This window comes from Pseudomonas bharatica (assembly GCF_048586865.1).
GTDB lineage: Bacteria > Pseudomonadota > Gammaproteobacteria > Pseudomonadales > Pseudomonadaceae > Aquipseudomonas > Aquipseudomonas bharatica.
Map to the genome: position 1 here is coordinate 119,321 of NZ_JBMAWR010000007.1, position 16,023 is coordinate 135,343.

At 61.9% G+C, this 16,023-nt stretch carries 12 protein-coding genes and 2 tRNA genes; 2 read left to right on the forward strand and 12 right to left on the reverse strand.

Going from position 1 to position 16,023, the window contains the following annotated elements:
* Position 1: 1 nt before the first annotated feature.
* From ACKLLE_RS11095 to ACKLLE_RS11115, 5 genes are all read right to left on the reverse strand, one after another.
* Positions 2–463 (reverse strand): YehS family protein, encoded by a 462-nt coding sequence (locus tag ACKLLE_RS11095; protein WP_064302318.1) that lies wholly within the window; start codon positions 461–463, stop codon positions 2–4.
* A gap of 41 nt (positions 464–504) precedes the next feature.
* Entirely contained in the window at positions 505–1,215 is a 711-nt protein-coding gene (locus ACKLLE_RS11100) for an rRNA pseudouridine synthase (protein ID WP_420057936.1), read from the reverse strand.
* Positions 1,216–1,308: 93 nt separating this feature from the next.
* Positions 1,309–2,646, reverse strand: coding sequence for a 30S ribosomal protein S12 methylthiotransferase RimO (rimO, locus tag ACKLLE_RS11105; RefSeq protein WP_009395167.1), 1,338 nt, complete (start codon positions 2,644–2,646; stop codon positions 1,309–1,311).
* 264 nt (positions 2,647–2,910) lie between these two features.
* Positions 2,911–3,237: an addiction module antidote protein gene (locus tag ACKLLE_RS11110; RefSeq protein ID WP_064302315.1), complete on the reverse strand. Its 327-nt coding sequence runs from the start codon at positions 3,235–3,237 to the stop codon at positions 2,911–2,913.
* Complete coding sequence (locus ACKLLE_RS11115) at positions 3,238–3,555, reverse strand: type II toxin-antitoxin system RelE/ParE family toxin (protein WP_064302314.1); 318 nt, start codon at positions 3,553–3,555, stop codon at positions 3,238–3,240.
* 363 nt (positions 3,556–3,918) lie between these two features.
* Here ACKLLE_RS11115 and ACKLLE_RS11120 point away from each other — a divergent pair, with 363 nt between their 5' ends.
* Entirely contained in the window at positions 3,919–5,817 is a 1,899-nt protein-coding gene (locus ACKLLE_RS11120) for a potassium transporter Kup (RefSeq protein WP_420057939.1), read from the forward strand.
* Between the two features lie 138 nt (positions 5,818–5,955).
* Here the strand turns inward: ACKLLE_RS11120 and ACKLLE_RS11125 are convergent, their stop codons facing one another.
* The 4 genes from ACKLLE_RS11125 to ACKLLE_RS11140 form a co-directional block, all read right to left on the reverse strand.
* On the reverse strand, positions 5,956–7,251 hold the full coding sequence (locus ACKLLE_RS11125; RefSeq protein WP_064302312.1) for a virulence factor family protein: 1,296 nt from the start codon (positions 7,249–7,251) through the stop codon (positions 5,956–5,958).
* Positions 7,251–9,890, reverse strand: coding sequence for a bifunctional lysylphosphatidylglycerol flippase/synthetase MprF (gene mprF, locus ACKLLE_RS11130; RefSeq protein ID WP_420057940.1), 2,640 nt, complete (start codon positions 9,888–9,890; stop codon positions 7,251–7,253). The genes ACKLLE_RS11125 and mprF overlap by 1 nt, the downstream gene beginning before the upstream one ends.
* Before the next feature lie 219 nt (positions 9,891–10,109).
* Positions 10,110–10,186, reverse strand: a tRNA-Met gene (locus ACKLLE_RS11135).
* 135 nt (positions 10,187–10,321) lie between these two features.
* Positions 10,322–10,398 (reverse strand) — tRNA-Met (locus tag ACKLLE_RS11140).
* Between the two features lie 212 nt (positions 10,399–10,610).
* Between ACKLLE_RS11140 and dinB the strand changes: the two genes are divergently transcribed.
* Positions 10,611–11,675 (forward strand): DNA polymerase IV, encoded by a 1,065-nt coding sequence (dinB, locus tag ACKLLE_RS11145; RefSeq protein ID WP_064302310.1) that lies wholly within the window; start codon positions 10,611–10,613, stop codon positions 11,673–11,675.
* Between the two features lie 45 nt (positions 11,676–11,720).
* Here dinB and ACKLLE_RS11150 read toward each other — a convergent pair whose 3' ends face one another.
* From ACKLLE_RS11150 to ACKLLE_RS11160, 3 genes are all read right to left on the reverse strand, one after another.
* Positions 11,721–12,674, reverse strand: coding sequence for a hypothetical protein (locus ACKLLE_RS11150; protein ID WP_420057941.1), 954 nt, complete (start codon positions 12,672–12,674; stop codon positions 11,721–11,723).
* A gap of 20 nt (positions 12,675–12,694) precedes the next feature.
* The gene (locus tag ACKLLE_RS11155; RefSeq protein ID WP_009402134.1) at positions 12,695–14,410 is read right to left on the reverse strand and encodes a proline--tRNA ligase; all 1,716 of its coding nucleotides are present in this window, start codon (positions 14,408–14,410) and stop codon (positions 12,695–12,697) included.
* Positions 14,411–14,575: 165 nt separating this feature from the next.
* Positions 14,576–15,877 carry an OprD family porin gene (locus ACKLLE_RS11160; RefSeq protein ID WP_420057943.1) on the reverse strand — a complete coding sequence of 434 codons (1,302 nt, stop codon included), beginning with the start codon at positions 15,875–15,877 and terminating at the stop codon, positions 14,576–14,578.
* Positions 15,878–16,023 lie beyond the last annotated feature (146 nt).

Consider the following 16,023-nt stretch of genomic DNA (forward strand, 5'->3'; position numbering starts at 1 on the left):
ATCAGCCACGGATCCGTTGGCTCAGACCCTTGAGGAAATTGCGCAGCAATTGGTCGCCGCAAGGACGGAAGTTGTCATGCCCGACCTTGCGGAAAAGCGCGCTCAATTCGGTCTTGGATACCGGGAAGTTCACCGCCTTGAGCAGGGCGAGGATATCGTCGTCCTTGAGTTCGAAGGCTACCCGCAGCTTCTTGAGGATGGTGTTGTTGCTGACCGGCAGCTCGATCGGCGGCAGCGGACGGCTTTCATCGCGACCGCGGCGGAAGATCACCAGGCCGTCGAGAAAGTGCGCCATGGCTTCGTCCGGGCAGTGCACGAAGTCCTTGTCATCCTCTTTCTTCAGGTAGCCGGCCATGTCTGCGTCGCTCAGCTTGAAGCCATTGCTGCGGGCGATCTGGGCCATCTTGGTGTCGGTGATATCCAGCATGTAGCGCAGGCTGCGCAGTACGTCATTGTGGATCATGTATGGAGTCCTGTTCGGGAGTCTCGCCAGTACGGCGTAGCTCAGAATTTTTCCTTGCTTTCCAGGTAGCGCCATTGTCCGGCGGGCAGCTTGCCCATGGCCACGCCGCCAAGGCGGATGCGGCGCATGCCGACCACCTGCAGGCCGACGCTGCGGCACAGCAGGTCGATCAGGCCGGCCGCAGGGTTCTTCAGCACCAGGCGCAGGCGGGTTTCGTTCTGCCAGCTGGCCTTGACCGGAGGCAGTTCATGGCCTTTCCACTCGAAGCCGCGGTTCAGCCGCTCCAAGCCGTGCTTGATGATTTCGCCGCTGACCTCGACCACATATTCCTGTTCCAGCTTGCGCAGGTCGGAGGTGATCTTGCGCTCGGTGCGCCAGTCCTGGGTGTAGACCTGCAGGCCGCTGGCGCCCGCTTGCAGCTCGGCGAGGCATTTGAGGCGGGCGAAATGCCCGCGCAATACGCGGCAGCCCTCGCTGTGGGCGGGTGAAAGGGTGGCTGCGGTCATGCCCAGGCGAGCGCTTTCGGCAGTCTGCCCGGCTTCCTGGTGCAGCAGCAGGGTCACCGGCTCGGGTGCATCGGCCTTGGCGCCGGGCAGCAGGGCGACGACCTGCTGGTCGACCTGGAATTGCGGCTCGTCGATGACCTCGCCGTCCACGGTGACCCAGCCGCCGCCGATATAGAGTTCGGCCTCGCGACGGGAGCAACCCAGTTGGGCGATAAGGCGTTTGGAGAGACGGGTGGTTTCAGACATTGGGAGGGCCGTGTTGCGGGGGGGATGGGTGGCATTGTAACCGCCGAAAAAACAAAGCCCCGGAAAGGGGCCTGGTTTTTTCCGCTGGAGGCCTTAGACAGGCTCGGCCCAGAGGTCGTACTCATCGGCATCCACTACCCGGCAGCGCACCTTGTCGCCGGGCTTGTAGCCATGGTTGCCATCGATGAACACGTTGCCATCGATTTCCGGTGCGTCGAAGAAGCTGCGACCCACCGAACCTTGCTCCTCGACTTCGTCGATCAGCACTTCGATCTCACGGCCGATGCGCAGTTGCAGGCGGGCGCTGCTGATGGCCTGTTGATGAGCCATGAAGCGGTCCCAGCGGTCCTGCTTGATCTCGTCCGGGACTTCGTCCAGGCCCAGGTCGTTGGCCGGCGCGCCTTCGACGGGTGAGTACTGGAAGCAGCCAACGCGGTCGAGCTGTGCTTCGGTGAGCCAGTCCAGCAGGTACTGGAAGTCTTCTTCGGTTTCACCGGGGAAGCCGACGATGAAGGTGGAGCGAATGATCAGGTCCGGGCACTGTTCGCGCCATTTCTTGATGCGCGCCAGGGTCCGGTCTTCGAAGGCCGGGCGTTTCATGGCCTTGAGCACTTTCGGGCTGGCGTGCTGGAACGGGATATCCAGGTACGGCAGGATCTTGCCGGCAGCCATCAGCGGGATCACGTCGTCCACGTTCGGGTATGGATAGACATAGTGCAAGCGAACCCAGGCGCCCAGGCTGCTCAGGGCTTCGCACAATTCCAGCATGCGGGTCTTGACCGGGCGACCGTTCCAGAAGTCGGTCTTGTACTTGACGTCGACGCCGTAGGCGCTGGTGTCCTGGGAAATCACCAGGATTTCCTTGACCCCGGCCTTGACCAGGCGCTCGGCCTCGCTGAGCACTTCGCCAACCGGGCGGCTGACCAGCTTGCCACGCATCGACGGGATGATGCAGAAGCTGCAGCTATGGTTGCAGCCTTCGGAAATCTTCAGGTAGGCGTAGTGGCGCGGTGTCAGCTTGACGCCCTGTGGCGGCACCAGATCGATCAACGGGTTGTGGTCCTGACGCGGTGGAACCACCTCGTGCACGGCGCTGACCACCTGCTCGTACTGCTGCGGGCCGGTCACGGCCAGAACGCTCGGATGCACATCGCGGATGTTGCCTTCCTCGACGCCCATGCAGCCGGTGACGATGACCTTGCCGTTTTCCTTGATGGCTTCGCCGATCACTTCCAGGGACTCGGCCTTGGCCGAATCGATGAAGCCGCAGGTGTTGACCACCACCACGTCAGCGTCCTGATAGGTGGGCACGACTTCGTAGCCTTCCATCCGCAGTTGGGTGAGGATGCGCTCGGAGTCGACGAGAGCCTTCGGGCACCCGAGTGAGACAAATCCTACCTTCGGCGTGGTGGGAGTATCGGTCGTGGACATGGTTAACCTCGGTGTAGAGGGGCTGCCGGATAGAAGAAGGAGGCAACCCTGGCGGGCGCTTCCAGGCGCCTCTGGTCAAAAAGTGCGCAATTCTAGCGAGCGTTCGCCTGCTTGACCAGCAGAAAAACGACGAACGCTGTGCCGCTCACTTCAGGATGTTCCGGGTGATGAAACGCTCGACCCTTTCCTTGGATGTTGAATGTGCTGTCTGTTCGGCGTTGCAGACGCTGGAGCGAAAGAAAAGCCCCGGATAACGAGTCGGTCTCACGCTTCTTCAGTTCTGTGGGATACGACTTTGGACATGCCGATGCCCAGAGCCTGAAGCACTTTCAGAACGGTGGAAAGCTTCGGGTCGCCTCCTGCTGCTATCGAGCGGTATAGGCTGGGTCTGGCCAGGCCTGTACTTTGTGAGAGGCTACTCATGCCACCTCTTGCTTCCACGATGCGCCGAATTGCGAGAAGAAACACGTCTTCACCGCCAGGTTCGTCAATTTCCTCAAGGGCGGCGGCGAGATATTCGATGGCAAAGTCCTCGTCATCCCGCAGCATGTCGAGAACGCTGTCTTCATGAGGACGACTGCGAGCTTTCATTCAATTCACCTTATGAGATTTCCAAAGGGCCTTGGCCTGGTCGATGTCTTTTTGCTGCTTGTCTTTCGAACCTCCGCCCAGCAGGAAAATGATCTTGCGATCCTGCAGGGCGTAATAGACGCGAAACCCAGGCCCAAAATTGATCTTCATTTCGAAGATGCCTTCACCCACTGGTTCGACATCCCCGAAGTGGCCTAATGAGGCACGGTCCACCCGCGTAGTGATCCTTGCCTTGGAGCGCTTGTCTCGCACGGTGTCGAGCCAGGCTTGATAGATATCCACTCCGTTGGGAGACAGTACGTGTTCCACTTCATACATAAACTGTATCTTAAAGGCGACAGATCGTTGATTGCATGTTTTTATCGGATCCAGCGAATACAGACGAAATGAGATATCGGAGCGCAATGCTTGCGAGGTGACCGGGAGTGTAGTGACTGACTGGCGGGCAGGGAGCACAGGAGTGTGAGCGTTTGTTTGGAGCATCGCAGTGCGCCCGGACTAGGCGTCGATGGCGTCCTTGGGTCTCCACCCAGCAGAAAAACGACGAACGCTGCGCTATGCTTCGCCGCGTTGCGCCTGTGTCAATTCATGACAGGCGCAACGCGGTTCGGCCGACGAGAAAAATCATGACGTCTGGTACGAGATTCACCGGTTTCCGGTTCTTTTTTGCGGGAGTGGTTGATGGGTCAGGCGAGCAGTGAAGCCGCTGCGGGGCATGGGGCGACCAAGTCGTTGGGCCTGCTGGTGGCAGCTGTCGGGGTGGTCTATGGCGATATCGGGACCAGCCCCTTGTATACCCTCAAGGAAGTCTTTACCGGCGGTTATGGGGTGCCGGTCAACCATGATGGTGTGTTGGGCATTCTTTCCCTGATCGCCTGGTCGCTGATCTGGGTGGTGTCGATCAAGTACGTGACCTTCATCCTGCGTGCCGATAACCAGGGCGAGGGCGGGATCATGGCCTTGACTGCGCTGGCCACCCGGGCCTCGGCGTCACGGCCGAAGCTCAGGGCGATGATGGTGATCTGCGGCCTTATCGGCGCTGCGCTGTTCTATGGCGACAGCATGATCACACCGGCGGTGTCGGTGCTGTCGGCGGTAGAGGGCATGGAGCTGGCCTTCGACGGCATCGATCACTGGGTGGTGCCGATTGCCCTGGTCGTCCTGGTGGCGCTGTTCCTGGTGCAGAAACACGGTACGGCGAAGATCGGCATCCTGTTCGGTCCGGTAATGGTCGCCTGGTTCGTGGTCCTGGGGCTGCTCGGCCTGCATGGCATTGGCCAGAGCCCTGAGGTGCTCAAGGCTTTCAACCCGGTGTGGGCGGTGCGTTTCTTCATCGTTCATCCCGGCATGGGCGTAGCCATTCTCGGGGCCGTGGTGCTGGCGCTGACCGGCGCCGAGGCGCTGTACGCCGATATGGGCCACTTCGGCCGCAAGCCCATTGCCCGGGCCTGGTTCGCCCTGGTATTGCCGGCGCTGGTGCTCAATTATTTCGGCCAGGGTGCCTTGCTCCTGCAGAACCCGGATGCCGCGCGCAACCCGTTCTATCTGCTGGCGCCGGGCTGGGCACTGCTGCCGTTGATCGCCCTGGCGACCCTGGCCACGGTGATCGCGTCCCAGGCGGTGATTTCCGGCGCGTTCTCCCTGACCCGCCAAGCCATCCAGCTCGGCTATATCCCGCGCATGCAGATCCAGCACACCTCCAGCGACGAGCAGGGACAGATCTATATCGGCGCGGTGAACTGGACGCTGATGGTGGCAGTGGTCCTGCTGGTGATAGGTTTCGAGTCTTCCGGCGCCCTGGCCGCGGCCTACGGCGTGGCGGTGACCGGGACCATGCTGATGACCACCTTGCTGGTGTCCACCGTGATGCTGCTGCTGTGGAAATGGCCACCGTTGCTGGCAGTGCCGATCCTGCTCGGCTTCCTGCTGGTCGATGGCCTGTTCTTCGCCGCGAACCTGCCCAAGGTGGTCCAGGGTGGTGCCTTCCCGGTGCTGGCCGGTGCGGTGCTGCTGTTGTTGATGAGCACCTGGAAGCGCGGCAAGCAGATTCTTGTCGAACGCATCGACGAGGGCGCACTGCCGCTGCCGGTGTTTATCGGCAGTATTCGCGTGCAGCCGCCACACCGGGTGGAGGGCACCGCAGTGTTCCTTACTGCGCGGGCGGATGCGGTTCCCCACGCGCTGTTGCACAACCTGCTGCATAACCAGGTATTGCACAGCCAGGTGGTGCTATTGACGGTGGTCAGCGAAGACCGGCCGCGGGTGCCGGAGCAGGAGCGTTTCGAGGTCGAGGCATATGGCGACGGGTTCTTCCGCGTGCTGCTGCACTTCGGCTTCATGGACGAGCCGGACGTACCGGCGGCGCTGCGCCTGTGCCATCTGGACGAGCTGGACTTCAGCCCTATGCGCACCACCTACTTCCTCAGCCGGGAGACGGTGATCGCCTCGCGGCTGGAAGGGATGGCGCGGTGGCGGGGGAATCTGTTCGCATTCCTGTTGAAGAATGCCAACGGGAACCTGCGGTTCTTCAATCTGCCGCTGAACCGGGTGATCGAGCTGGGCACCCAGGTCGAGATCTGAGATGGATTTGGGGCCTGCTTTGCAGGCCTTTCGCCGGCCACGCCGGCTCCCACAGGGTTTTGTGTTGGCCAGATGATTGGGTCTGGCGCGGATTCTGTGGGAGCTGGCGTTGCCAGCGATAGGGACTTCAGTGGGACATCAATTCTGCTCAGCCACGCTGGTCTTTCCCTGGCGGCTTTCGATCTCGCCGATCAGCTTGCGCGCCAATGCCGGGTAGTTCTCGTCGAAGTGGTGCCCGCCTGGCAGCTTGAGCTTCTCGCCCACTGCCGTGCTGTCGGTGCAGCCGCTTTCATCGGTTTCTTCCACGCCATACACACAGAGCACCTTGGCCGCCGGCATCTTCGCCATTTCCGGGCCGGTCGGGGCCTCCTTGCCTTCCTGGCCCAGCCAGCCTTCCACTTCGATCTCGAAGCTGCCGCTACGGGCGAAAGCCAGCAGGATAACGGCATCGATGCGCTTCTGGTCCGCTTCCGGCAAGCGGTTGTAGATCGCCGGCAGGACGTCCGCGCCGAACGAGTAGCCGGTCAGCACGAAGCGCTTGGTGCCCCATTTCTGCCGGTAGTGCTGCATCAGCTCGGAGAGGTCCACGGCGCTCTGTTCCGGGGTCTTGTGCTGCCAGTAGTAACGCAGGGTGTCGATGCCCACCACTGGATAGCCAAGCTTGGCCATCTCGCCGGCGACATCGCGGTCCAGGTCACGCCAGCCGCCGTCACCGGAAAGGAACAGGGTCACGGTGTCGGTCGTCTGCCCGGCGGGCACCTCCACCACCGGAATGCTCATCGCGTTGCCGTCCTCGCCCAGCAGGGCGGTGGTCAGTTGCGCCTTGAGCACCTGCGGCAGGTGCACATCGTAGTCGGAGATGCTGGTTTCGGCGTTGGCCTGGTCGCGCACGAAAGCGGCGCTGGCATCGTCCGGGTTGTCGTTCCATGCAACGTTCCAGTGACCATGGGGGGCCGACTTGGCGAGCGGAAGCGTGCAGCCCGGGCGTTCCAGGTTGAAGCCAACGGAAATGGCCTGGGCCTTGTCGTCCTTTTGCGCGGCCAGCCAGTCCCAGGCCAGGTTGGCGCCGGGGCCGATGCCGGCGACCAGGGTGGGCGCGCCCTTGAGTTGCTCAGTGGCGAGCTGCACGACTTTCTGCTGCTGGGTGCAGTCGCCCAGCGGCAGGGTGACCTGGACCAGCTGTGCTTCACCGCTCTGGCTCAGGTCCAGCAGTTGCTTGTCGCTCAGCAATTGGTCCTGTGGCGAGGCGATCAGCACCCGGGCCCGAGCGTTGGTGCCGGGGGTGGCGCGCACGGCAGCGCTGCCGTCGCCGAGGGTGATGTGCTCCAGATGCGCCTCCGGAGCCGGGCGCGTCCACAGCCAGAAGCCTGCCGCCGCTGCCAGCAGCGCCGCGAGCAGCGCGCCGAGCAGGTAATGCCAGTAACGTCGAATCATCAGCGTTTCACCAATCCTGTAAGACCGCCCGCGATCAGGGCGGCGGTATCGGCCAGTGCGACCAGCGGATCGAGTCCGGCAGGGACGGCCATGTAACGGGGTTCCCAGTCTGGCTGGAACTTGTCTTTGAAGCGGCGCAGGCCCTGGAAGTTATAGAGCTGCTCGCCGCGCTGGAACACCATCGAGCCCAGGCGCTGGGTCAGTGGTGCGCCGCGCCGCGGCTGCAGGCCCGACAGGGGCACCATGCCAAGGCTGAAGCGGGCATATCCATGCTGTTTATAGTGTTGGATCAGGCCGATCATCATGAATTCCATGGTCAGCTTCGGCGCCTCCGGATGGGCGCGCATCAAGTCGAGACTGGCCAGTTCGCGACTATGGGTTTCCAGCAGGTTGGCAAAGGCCACCGGTTGGCCCTGGAAGCGGATCAGGGCGATGCGGAAGTGTTGCAGGTAGTCTTCGCTGAAGCGGCCCAGGGAAAAACCTTTCTCGCGCACGTTCTTGCCGCTGAGCCAGGCATCGGAAATGACCTTCAGTTCTTCCAGCGGCGCCTGGCCGGGTTCGTGGATTTCCAGGCTCAGGCCATCGCGGCTGCCTCGGTTCCAGGTGTAGCGCAGGTCTTTCATCTCCTTGCCCTTGGCTTCCAGGTCGAAGCGCGGCAGGTTGACCCGTGCCTCTTCGCCCAGCTTGATCGCCGTCAGGCCGATGTCCATGTAGAACGGCAGGTTCTCGGCGCGCACCTGGTAGAACACCGGGCGGGCGTGATGAACATCGCAGAGATCGCGGAACTGCCAGATCATCTCCGCGCGACGCTGGGTCGGGCCGATCGGGTCGTATAGCGCGACCAGGCTGCGACCACGGCGCGCGTACATCAGGAAGGCATCATCGTTGGGGTGGAACAGCAGCGCCTTGTCGCCGGTCAAGGCCAGGCCACCGTCGGGCTGGTCCGACGCCAGCAGGATGCGGTTGGCGCGCTGCAGTTCTTCGGCGGTCGGTAGATGGATCGTCGGGCGGGCGGTGCGCAGCAGCCAGGTCAGGGCCAGCACGACCAGCAGCACCGCGCTGCCCAGCGCCGAGCGCAGGCCGCGCGGGGCATCGGCGTCGAGGGTGAACTGCCACCACAGTTGATGGCTATAGGGCACGTCCTGGTAGGCGAACAGCAAAAGCCAGATCGACGCACCGACCACGCAGGCGCTGGCTACCAGGTAGACCGGCGAGAAGGGCAGTTCCAGCAAGCGGCTCGGACGGTAGAACGAGCGCCGGAACAAAGCCAGCAGGCTCGCGGTGAAGATCATGATGCTGGCTTCTTCCCAGTCGAAGCCCTTGAGCAGGGACAGCAGGGCGCCGACCAGCAGCAATATGGTGGTCAGCATCCACGCTGCCGAGAGGCGACGGCGCAGGCCCTGGGCGAGCAGCAGGCAGAGCACGCCGATCAGGCTGGCGCCGAAGTGCGAGGCATCGATCAGGCGGTGCGGGATCAGGAAGCCCAGGTGCTTGAGACGGGTATCGATTTCCGGGGTGGCACCCGAGAACAGCAGCACCACGCCGGAAAGGAATACCAGTACGGCGAGCACTGGCGCAGCCAGGCCCGAGGCGACCTTGATCGCCTGTTGCGCAAAGAGGAAGCGGCGCGCTTCGCTGGCCAGGAGGATCACGCAGGCCACCAGCATCGGCAGCACCACATAGATGAGGCGATACAGCAGCAGCGCGGCGGCCAGCGGCGCGGCGCCCAACTGGTTGGCAAAGGCGGCCAGCAAGATCGCTTCGAATACACCGACGCCGCCAGGTACATGGCTGAGGACGCCTGCCGCCAGGGCCAGCAGGTAGACCAGCAGGAAGGCGCCGAAAGGTGGGGCTTCGGGTAGCAGCAGGTAGAGCACGGTGGCGGCGGCGGCCACGTCCAGGGCAGTAATGACCAGTTGCAGCAGGGCCAGCCTGGCGCCCGGCAAGCGCAGGGTACGACGACCGACCCGGGCCAGCAGGGCGTGGGCGAACGGCTGTTCGGGCAAGCGGCGACGATACAGGCCGTAGGCGAGGGCTGCGCTGAGCAGCAGCACCGTAACAGCGATAGCGGCCAGCACGCCCGCAGGCAGGCGCAGCGCTTCGGCCGCAGCGGGCAGGTTGCTCAGGGTTGCCAGCGCTGCCAGCGGCGGCAGTGCGCAGCCCAGGGACAGGCTGGCGAACAAGGTCATGCGCGCCACTTCGGCGGCGCCGACGCCCTGTCGGGCATACAGGCGGTAACGCACCGAGCCGCCGGAAAGCAGCGACAAACCAATGGCGTTGCCGATGGCAAAGGCGCAGAAGCCGCCCATGACCAGGCTGCCAGCAGGCAGTTTGACATCGGCATAACGGCTGGCCGACCACTCATAGCCAAGCAGGATCACGAAGCCGACCGCGGTTGCCAGCAAGGCGCCACCGAGTGCAGGCAACGGCACGCTCAGCAACTGGTCGTGCAGGGCGTAGATGTCCAGCTCGCTGAGCAGGTGCCGGCAGGCGATCAGGGCGATCCCGAACAGCACCAGGGTCACGGCCAGGCCGATGGGTTGGCGATACTTGCTCAGCAGATCGAGCCAGCGCAGGCGGCTGTCGGCGATAGGATGGGCGGCAGTAACAGGAATGTCGGTTTCAGCGGTAGGGCGCATCAATCACCTCGGGGACTGTGCGCGACAGGATGGGCGTATCCAGTCAATTTACCAATCCCTATGGAAAAATAATGTCTGAATATTACTAGCGTTCAGGCGGATCCGTGCCGGTCATGATAGTTAAAGAATATTTACGTTGCCGGCGCCAGGGCGAGAGGTGGGGGAATTTTCCCGCGCAAACGAAAAAGGCCAATCTTTCGATTGGCCTTTTTCTGTATCTGGTTGCGGGAGCCGGATTTGAACCGACGACCTTCGGGTTATGAGCCCGACGAGCTACCAGGCTGCTCCATCCCGCGTCTGATGGGTGCGCATTCTACAGCCTTGCTTCCTGCTGTCAATGCTTAATTGTTGATTTTCCTGAAAAACCTGATGCTGGCCAAATCGCAGGCAAATGAAAAAGGCCAATCTTTCGATTGGCCTTTTCCTGTATCTGGTTGCGGGAGCCGGATTTGAACCGACGACCTTCGGGTTATGAGCCCGACGAGCTACCAGGCTGCTCCATCCCGCGCCTGTGGGATCGAATTCTACAGGGATGCGTTTCCCTGTCAAGCAAAAGCTGAAAAAAATCCTTTTTTCTTCAAATGGTTAGCATTCTGGGAGGGGCCTGGGCCCGGCGGCGGGGCACGCACCGCGCTGATCGGGGCGGTATAGAGGGGTGATGCGGTCGGGCAAGGCGAGTGAGATACTGCGCGTACGATTTTTCCGCATTAACGGTCATACATGCGCCAACGCAAGATCATTCATATCGACTGCGATTGCTTTTACGCGGCCATCGAGATGCGTGACGACCCGCGCCTGGCCGGGCGGCCACTTGCCGTTGGTGGCTCGGCCGAGCGTCGTGGCGTGATTGCCACCTGCAACTATGAGGCCCGGGCCTTCGGCGTGCGCTCGGCGATGTCGTCGCGGCACGCCTTGGGTCTATGCCCGGACCTGCTGATCGTCAAGCCGCGCATGGATGCCTATAAGGACGCGTCGCGGGAGATCCACAACGTTTTTCGCGAATACACCGACCTTATCGAGCCCCTGTCGCTGGATGAAGCCTATCTGGATGTCAGCGACAGCGAGCGCTGTTCGGGTAGTGGCACGCTGATCGCCCAGGATATCCGGCGCAAGATCGCCCAGCGCCTGCATATCACCGTTTCCGCCGGAGTGGCGCCCAACAAGTTCCTGGCCAAGATCGCCAGCGACTGGCGCAAGCCCAACGGCTGCTTCGTGATCACCCCGGCGGAGGTGGAAGGCTTCGTCGCAGGTTTGCCGGTAAGCAAGCTGCACGGCGTGGGCAAGGTTACCGCGGACAAGCTGCATCGCCTGGGCATCGTGACTTGCCTCGACCTTCGTCAGTGGGAGCGATTGGCGCTGGTAAGGGAGTTCGGCGGGTTTGGCGAGCGCCTGTTCAATCTGGCCCGCGGTATCGATGAGCGCCCGGTACAGAACGACAGCCGGCGCCAGTCCATCAGCGTGGAAAACACCTACGATCAGGATTTGCCGGATCTGGCCAGTTGCCTGGAGAAGCTTCCGGAATTGCTTGAATCGCTCAATGGCCGCATGCAGCGAATCGACAGCAGCTATCGGCCTGGCAAGCCATTCGTCAAGGTCAAGTTCCATGATTTCAGCCAGACCACCCTGGAGCAGGCGGGGGCAGGGCGAGACTTGCACAGTTACCAGCAGTTGCTCGGCCAGGCCTTCGCTCGCGGTGGGCGGCCGGTTCGCCTGCTGGGGATCGGCGTGCGCTTGCAGGACCTGCGCGGCGCTCATGAACAGTTGGAGCTGTTTCCCGCCTCCTGAAATGCAAAAAGCACCTTAACGGTGCTTTTGCGGAGGGTATTTCACTCACTGGGCGGCAGGATCTGCGACCAGGCGATGCGCATCCTTTCTCAGCGACTGCAGGAATTCCTGTTGCAACTCCGGATCGTTGCGGGTCAGCTCGATCAGGCTCTGTTCCAGTTCGCTGGCTTCCTCTTCCAGGCCCAGGTCCGACAGGCGCTTGACCCGGTGCACCCACTGGCTGACATCGTCGTCCTCGAGGTCGTCGAAGATCAGGTCATGGGCTTCTACCAGTTTGTTGCGCAGGGTGCCGCTCACCAGCAGGCTGGCGTCGGCGCGTACCGCACTGTCGTCATCGACCACCGACAGGTGAAGGGTGCCGACGTGAGTCAGGTTCTGTTCACTGAACGGGCTGTCCAGCAGGTTCAGGCGCAGGACGCCATTGCGATCGGTGGTCAGCTCGTAGGTGCTTTTGCCAGCCTTCACCTCGACCGGCCGCTCGCTCCAGGGAACACTGCTGTATTCCTGGCGCTTGTCCTTCTGCACTTCATCGATGCCGGCCAGGTTCTGCTGCGCCCGGCCATTGGACTGCACGTTCATGAACGGGTTGAGGCCGGCGATGCCATAACTGAGCCAGTCATGAGTGACGCTGTCGGGAAGGTTGCCCAGGGCGAAAACGTTCACCACGTTGGCGCCGATCCCGGCGACCACCGCCACCGCGCCCAGCGGAATCTCATAGATTTCCCGCCAGGGTTGATACGGGGTATAGCGATCGTAGCGGCGGGTCACTTCGAATTCGGTCACTTCGAAGTTCTTCTGCTCATGGATGCGCACACGGCGTTGCGGCAGCTCGAGTACCTTGGGTTCTCCGACATCGATCTGCAGGCTGTGCTCGAGCAGCTTGCGCTCGATGCGTTCCTCGTGGTCGCTGCGCTGCGACATCTGGTTGGCGCAACCGCCCAGGAGCAGGGCGCCGCACAAGGCGGCGCCGCCGAAGGTGAAGGTACTTCGCTTGAACATGGCTACTCTGGCATTGGCTATCAGCGACGGATGCGGGCTTGCAGGAACGATACGACGTCCGCCACGGGCAGGGCCTGGGCCTCGCTCTCGGTGCGGTGCTTGTACTCCAGCTTGCCCTCGGCCAGGCCGCGATCGCTGACGACGATACGGTGCGGAATGCCGATCAGTTCCATGTCGGCGAACTTGATGCCAGGGCTGGTCTTCTTGTCGCGATCGTCGAGCAGCACGTCGAAGCCGGCGGCGGTCAGTTCGGCGTACAGCTTGTCGGTGGCCGCACGGACTTCCTCGGTTTCATAGCGCAGCGGTACCAGGGCGATATGGAAGGGCGCCAGCGCGTCACTCCAGATGATGCCCTTGTCGTCGTAGTTCTGCTCGATGGCGGCAGCGACCACGCGGGAAACGCCGATGCCGTAGCAGCCCATGGTCAGGGTGACCGGCTTGCCGTTTTCGCCCAGGACCTGGCACTTCAGCGCTTCGCTGTACTTGGTGCCCAGCTGGAAGATATGACCCACTTCGATACCACGCTTGATCTGCAGGGTGCCCTTGCCGTCCGGGCTAGGGTCGCCTTCGACCACATTGCGCAGGTCGGCGACTTCCGGAACCGGCAGATCGCGTTCCCAGTTCACGCCGAAGTAGTGCTTGTCATCGATGTTGGCGCCGATGGCGAAGTCGCTCATCAGGGCGACCGAACGGTCGATGATGCAGGTCAGCGGCAGGTTCAGCGGGCCGAGGGAGCCGGCGCCGGCGCCAATGGCTGCACGCAGCTCTTCTTCGTTGGCCATGACCAGCGGTTCGGCGACCTGGGGCAGCTTGGTCGCCTTGATTTCGTTGAGCTCGTGGTCACCACGGACCACCAGTGCCACCAGCTTGCCTTCTTCCGCGCCATGCACGATCAGGGTCTTGATGGTGCGCTCGATCGGCACGCCAAAGCCTTCGACCAGGGCGGCGATGGTCTTGGTGTTCGGGGTATCGACCAGTCGCAGGGCTTCGGTCGGCGCAGGGCGCACGGTTTCCCGCGGGATGGCCTCGGCTTTTTCGATGTTGGCGGCGTAGTCGGAGCTGTCGCTGAAGATCACGTCGTCTTCACCGGACTCGGCCAGCACATGGAACTCGTGGGAGTAGCTGCCGCCGATGGAGCCGGTATCGGCCTGCACCGGACGGAAGTTCAGGCCCAGGCGGGTGAACACGTTGCAGTAGGCCTGGTGCATGCGGTCGTAGGTTTCCTGCAGGGAAGCCTGGTCGGCATGGAAGGAGTAGGCGTCCTTCATGATGAATTCGCGGCCGCGCATCAGGCCGAAGCGCGGACGGATCTCGTCGCGGAACTTGGTCTGGATCTGGTACATGTTCAGCGGCAGCTGCTTGTAGCTGCTCAGCTCGTTGCGCGCCAGGTCGGTGATGACCTCTTCGTGGGTCGGGCCGACGCAGAATTCGCGGTTATGGCGGTCTTTCAGGCGCAGCAGCTCGGGGCCGTACTGTTCCCAGCGACCGGACTCCTGCCACAGCTCAGCCGGCTGGATGGCCGGCATCAGCACTTCCAGGGCACCGGCGGCGTTCATTTCCTCGCGAACCACGGCTTCGACCTTGCGCATCACGCGCAGGCCCATCGGCAGCCAGGTATACAGGCCGGAGGCGAGCTTGCGGATCATGCCGGCACGCAGCATGAGCTGGTGGCTGATGACGACCGCGTCGGAAGGGGTTTCTTTCTGTGTGGCGAGCAAATATTGACTGGTGCGCATGATAGGCCGTTGTCGGTTGCTTAACTGAAATGACCCCGCATTGTACGGGGGGGAATCGGTAACGTATAGGACGCAGGAAACCTAATCTGTCGTAAGTCGATGACACAAATGAAAAAGCCCGGCAGGGCCGGGCTTCTTCGTACTGAGGTCTGCGGGCCGGGAGGCTTACAGGATGCTCAGTGGGTACTCGACGATCAGGCGAAGATCGTTGTTGTCCGAGGCGTAGATGTTTTCATACGCATCGTTGGCACGGTACACGGCGTAGCGAACGCGGAAGGACAGGTCTTTGGCCGGGCCTTCCTGCAGAACGTACTTGGTCTCGAAGTTCCACTCGTGCTCTTTGCCTTCACCCTCTGCGGTTTCGATGTTGTCACCGTATACGTAGCGAGTCATGAAGCTCAGGCCCGGCACGCCGTAGGAGGCCATGTTCAGGTCGTAGCGAGCTTGCCAGGATTTCTCTTCCTGACCAACGAAGTCGGAGATCTGGATCGAGTTGGCAACGAAGACCGTGCCGTTACCGTCTACGCCGTAGTTGTAGCCGGTGTCGCCGCTGGAACGCTGGTAGGCCAGGGTGAATTTATGGCCTTCCAGGCTATAGGCTGCTGCCAAGCTCCAGATCTTGTTGTCCTGTTCGCCAGACAGCGCTTTGCCGTCATCCTTGGTGCGATAGGCGTTGAAGTCGAAGTTCAGTGCCTGTTTGTCACCCAGTGGAGTGGTCAGGTTCAGGTTGACATATTGTTTCTTGAAGTGATCTTCGACATCCGACGCGGCGAGTGTGCCAGTGAAGTTGTCGGTGAAGGCATAGGTTGCGCCGGCAATGTTGGCGGCGGTCAGGCCTGGGAGGCCTTTGCCCCGAATGCTGTCGTGACCCATGCCGGTCTGGGAGCTCAGCGAGGTGAAGCGACCGGCGCTCAGTTCAAGGCCTTTGATCTCTTTGCTGGTGATCAAGGTGCCGCGAGCCAGTTCAGGCATCAGCCGGCTGTCGTCGGTTGCGAAGACCGGGCTGGCGACGAACTGGTCACCAATTTTCAGTGTGGTATCGGAGATGCGGAATTTCGCTGCAGCGCCGGCCTTGCCTTGGGATTTCTCTGGTTTTCCGTCGCTGTCAGAGCGGAACAGGCCATTGCCTTGACGACCTTCGCCACCATCGAAGCGGACGGAGCCCATGCCGATCACGTCAAGGCCCACTCCGACGGTGCCTTGTGTAAAGCCGGACTCGAAAACACCCAGCAGCGATGCGCCGCTATCTTCACGGTAGCCGCTCTTGTAACCGCTGGCCTTGCTGAGATCTTCAATGTTGCCTGCACCGTGCTTGAAGTCACGGTTCATGTACATGGCGCGGGTTTTGACATTCAGGGTGCTATCTTCAACGAAACCCTTGGATTCGTCCTGCGAGGACGCTACAGCCAGTTGCGAGGTCCCGGCAGCTACGGCCAGGGCGATCATGCTCCACTTCATCACGCGCATCGTGATTTGCTCCTTTGGTTTTTAGGAAGATTGCTGCTGCCCCACCTGGTTTTTTTATCGGGGCTGCTCTTTCTTGTTTGAGTCGGCGGAAATGTATATCACGCTGACTGTCATTAGCGATACTTGCGAATTGAACCTTTCGGTAA

Excerpts from the sequence above, each read along its gene's own strand:
- ACKLLE_RS11150 (WP_420057941.1), bottom strand. The coding sequence starts at position 12,674 with ATGTTCAAGCGAAGTACCTTCACCTTCGGCGGCGCCGCCTTGTGCGGC.
- ACKLLE_RS11115 (WP_064302314.1), bottom strand. The coding sequence starts at position 3,555 with ATGTATGAAGTGGAACACGTACTGTCTCCCAACGGAGTGGATATCTAT.
- ACKLLE_RS11125 (WP_064302312.1), bottom strand. The coding sequence starts at position 7,251 with ATGATTCGACGTTACTGGCATTACCTGCTCGGCGCGCTGCTCGCGGCG.
- mprF (WP_420057940.1), bottom strand. The coding sequence starts at position 9,890 with ATGCGCCCTACCGCTGAAACCGACATTCCTGTTACTGCCGCCCATCCT.
- ACKLLE_RS11155 (WP_009402134.1), bottom strand. The coding sequence starts at position 14,410 with ATGCGCACCAGTCAATATTTGCTCGCCACACAGAAAGAAACCCCTTCC.
- dinB (WP_064302310.1), top strand. The coding sequence starts at position 10,611 with ATGCGCCAACGCAAGATCATTCATATCGACTGCGATTGCTTTTACGCG.
- rimO (WP_009395167.1), bottom strand. The coding sequence starts at position 2,646 with ATGTCCACGACCGATACTCCCACCACGCCGAAGGTAGGATTTGTCTCA.
- ACKLLE_RS11160 (WP_420057943.1), bottom strand. The coding sequence starts at position 15,877 with ATGCGCGTGATGAAGTGGAGCATGATCGCCCTGGCCGTAGCTGCCGGG.
- ACKLLE_RS11110 (WP_064302315.1), bottom strand. The coding sequence starts at position 3,237 with ATGAAAGCTCGCAGTCGTCCTCATGAAGACAGCGTTCTCGACATGCTG.
- ACKLLE_RS11120 (WP_420057939.1), top strand. The coding sequence starts at position 3,919 with ATGGGTCAGGCGAGCAGTGAAGCCGCTGCGGGGCATGGGGCGACCAAG.
- ACKLLE_RS11100 (WP_420057936.1), bottom strand. The coding sequence starts at position 1,215 with ATGTCTGAAACCACCCGTCTCTCCAAACGCCTTATCGCCCAACTGGGT.
- ACKLLE_RS11095 (WP_064302318.1), bottom strand. The coding sequence starts at position 463 with ATGATCCACAATGACGTACTGCGCAGCCTGCGCTACATGCTGGATATC.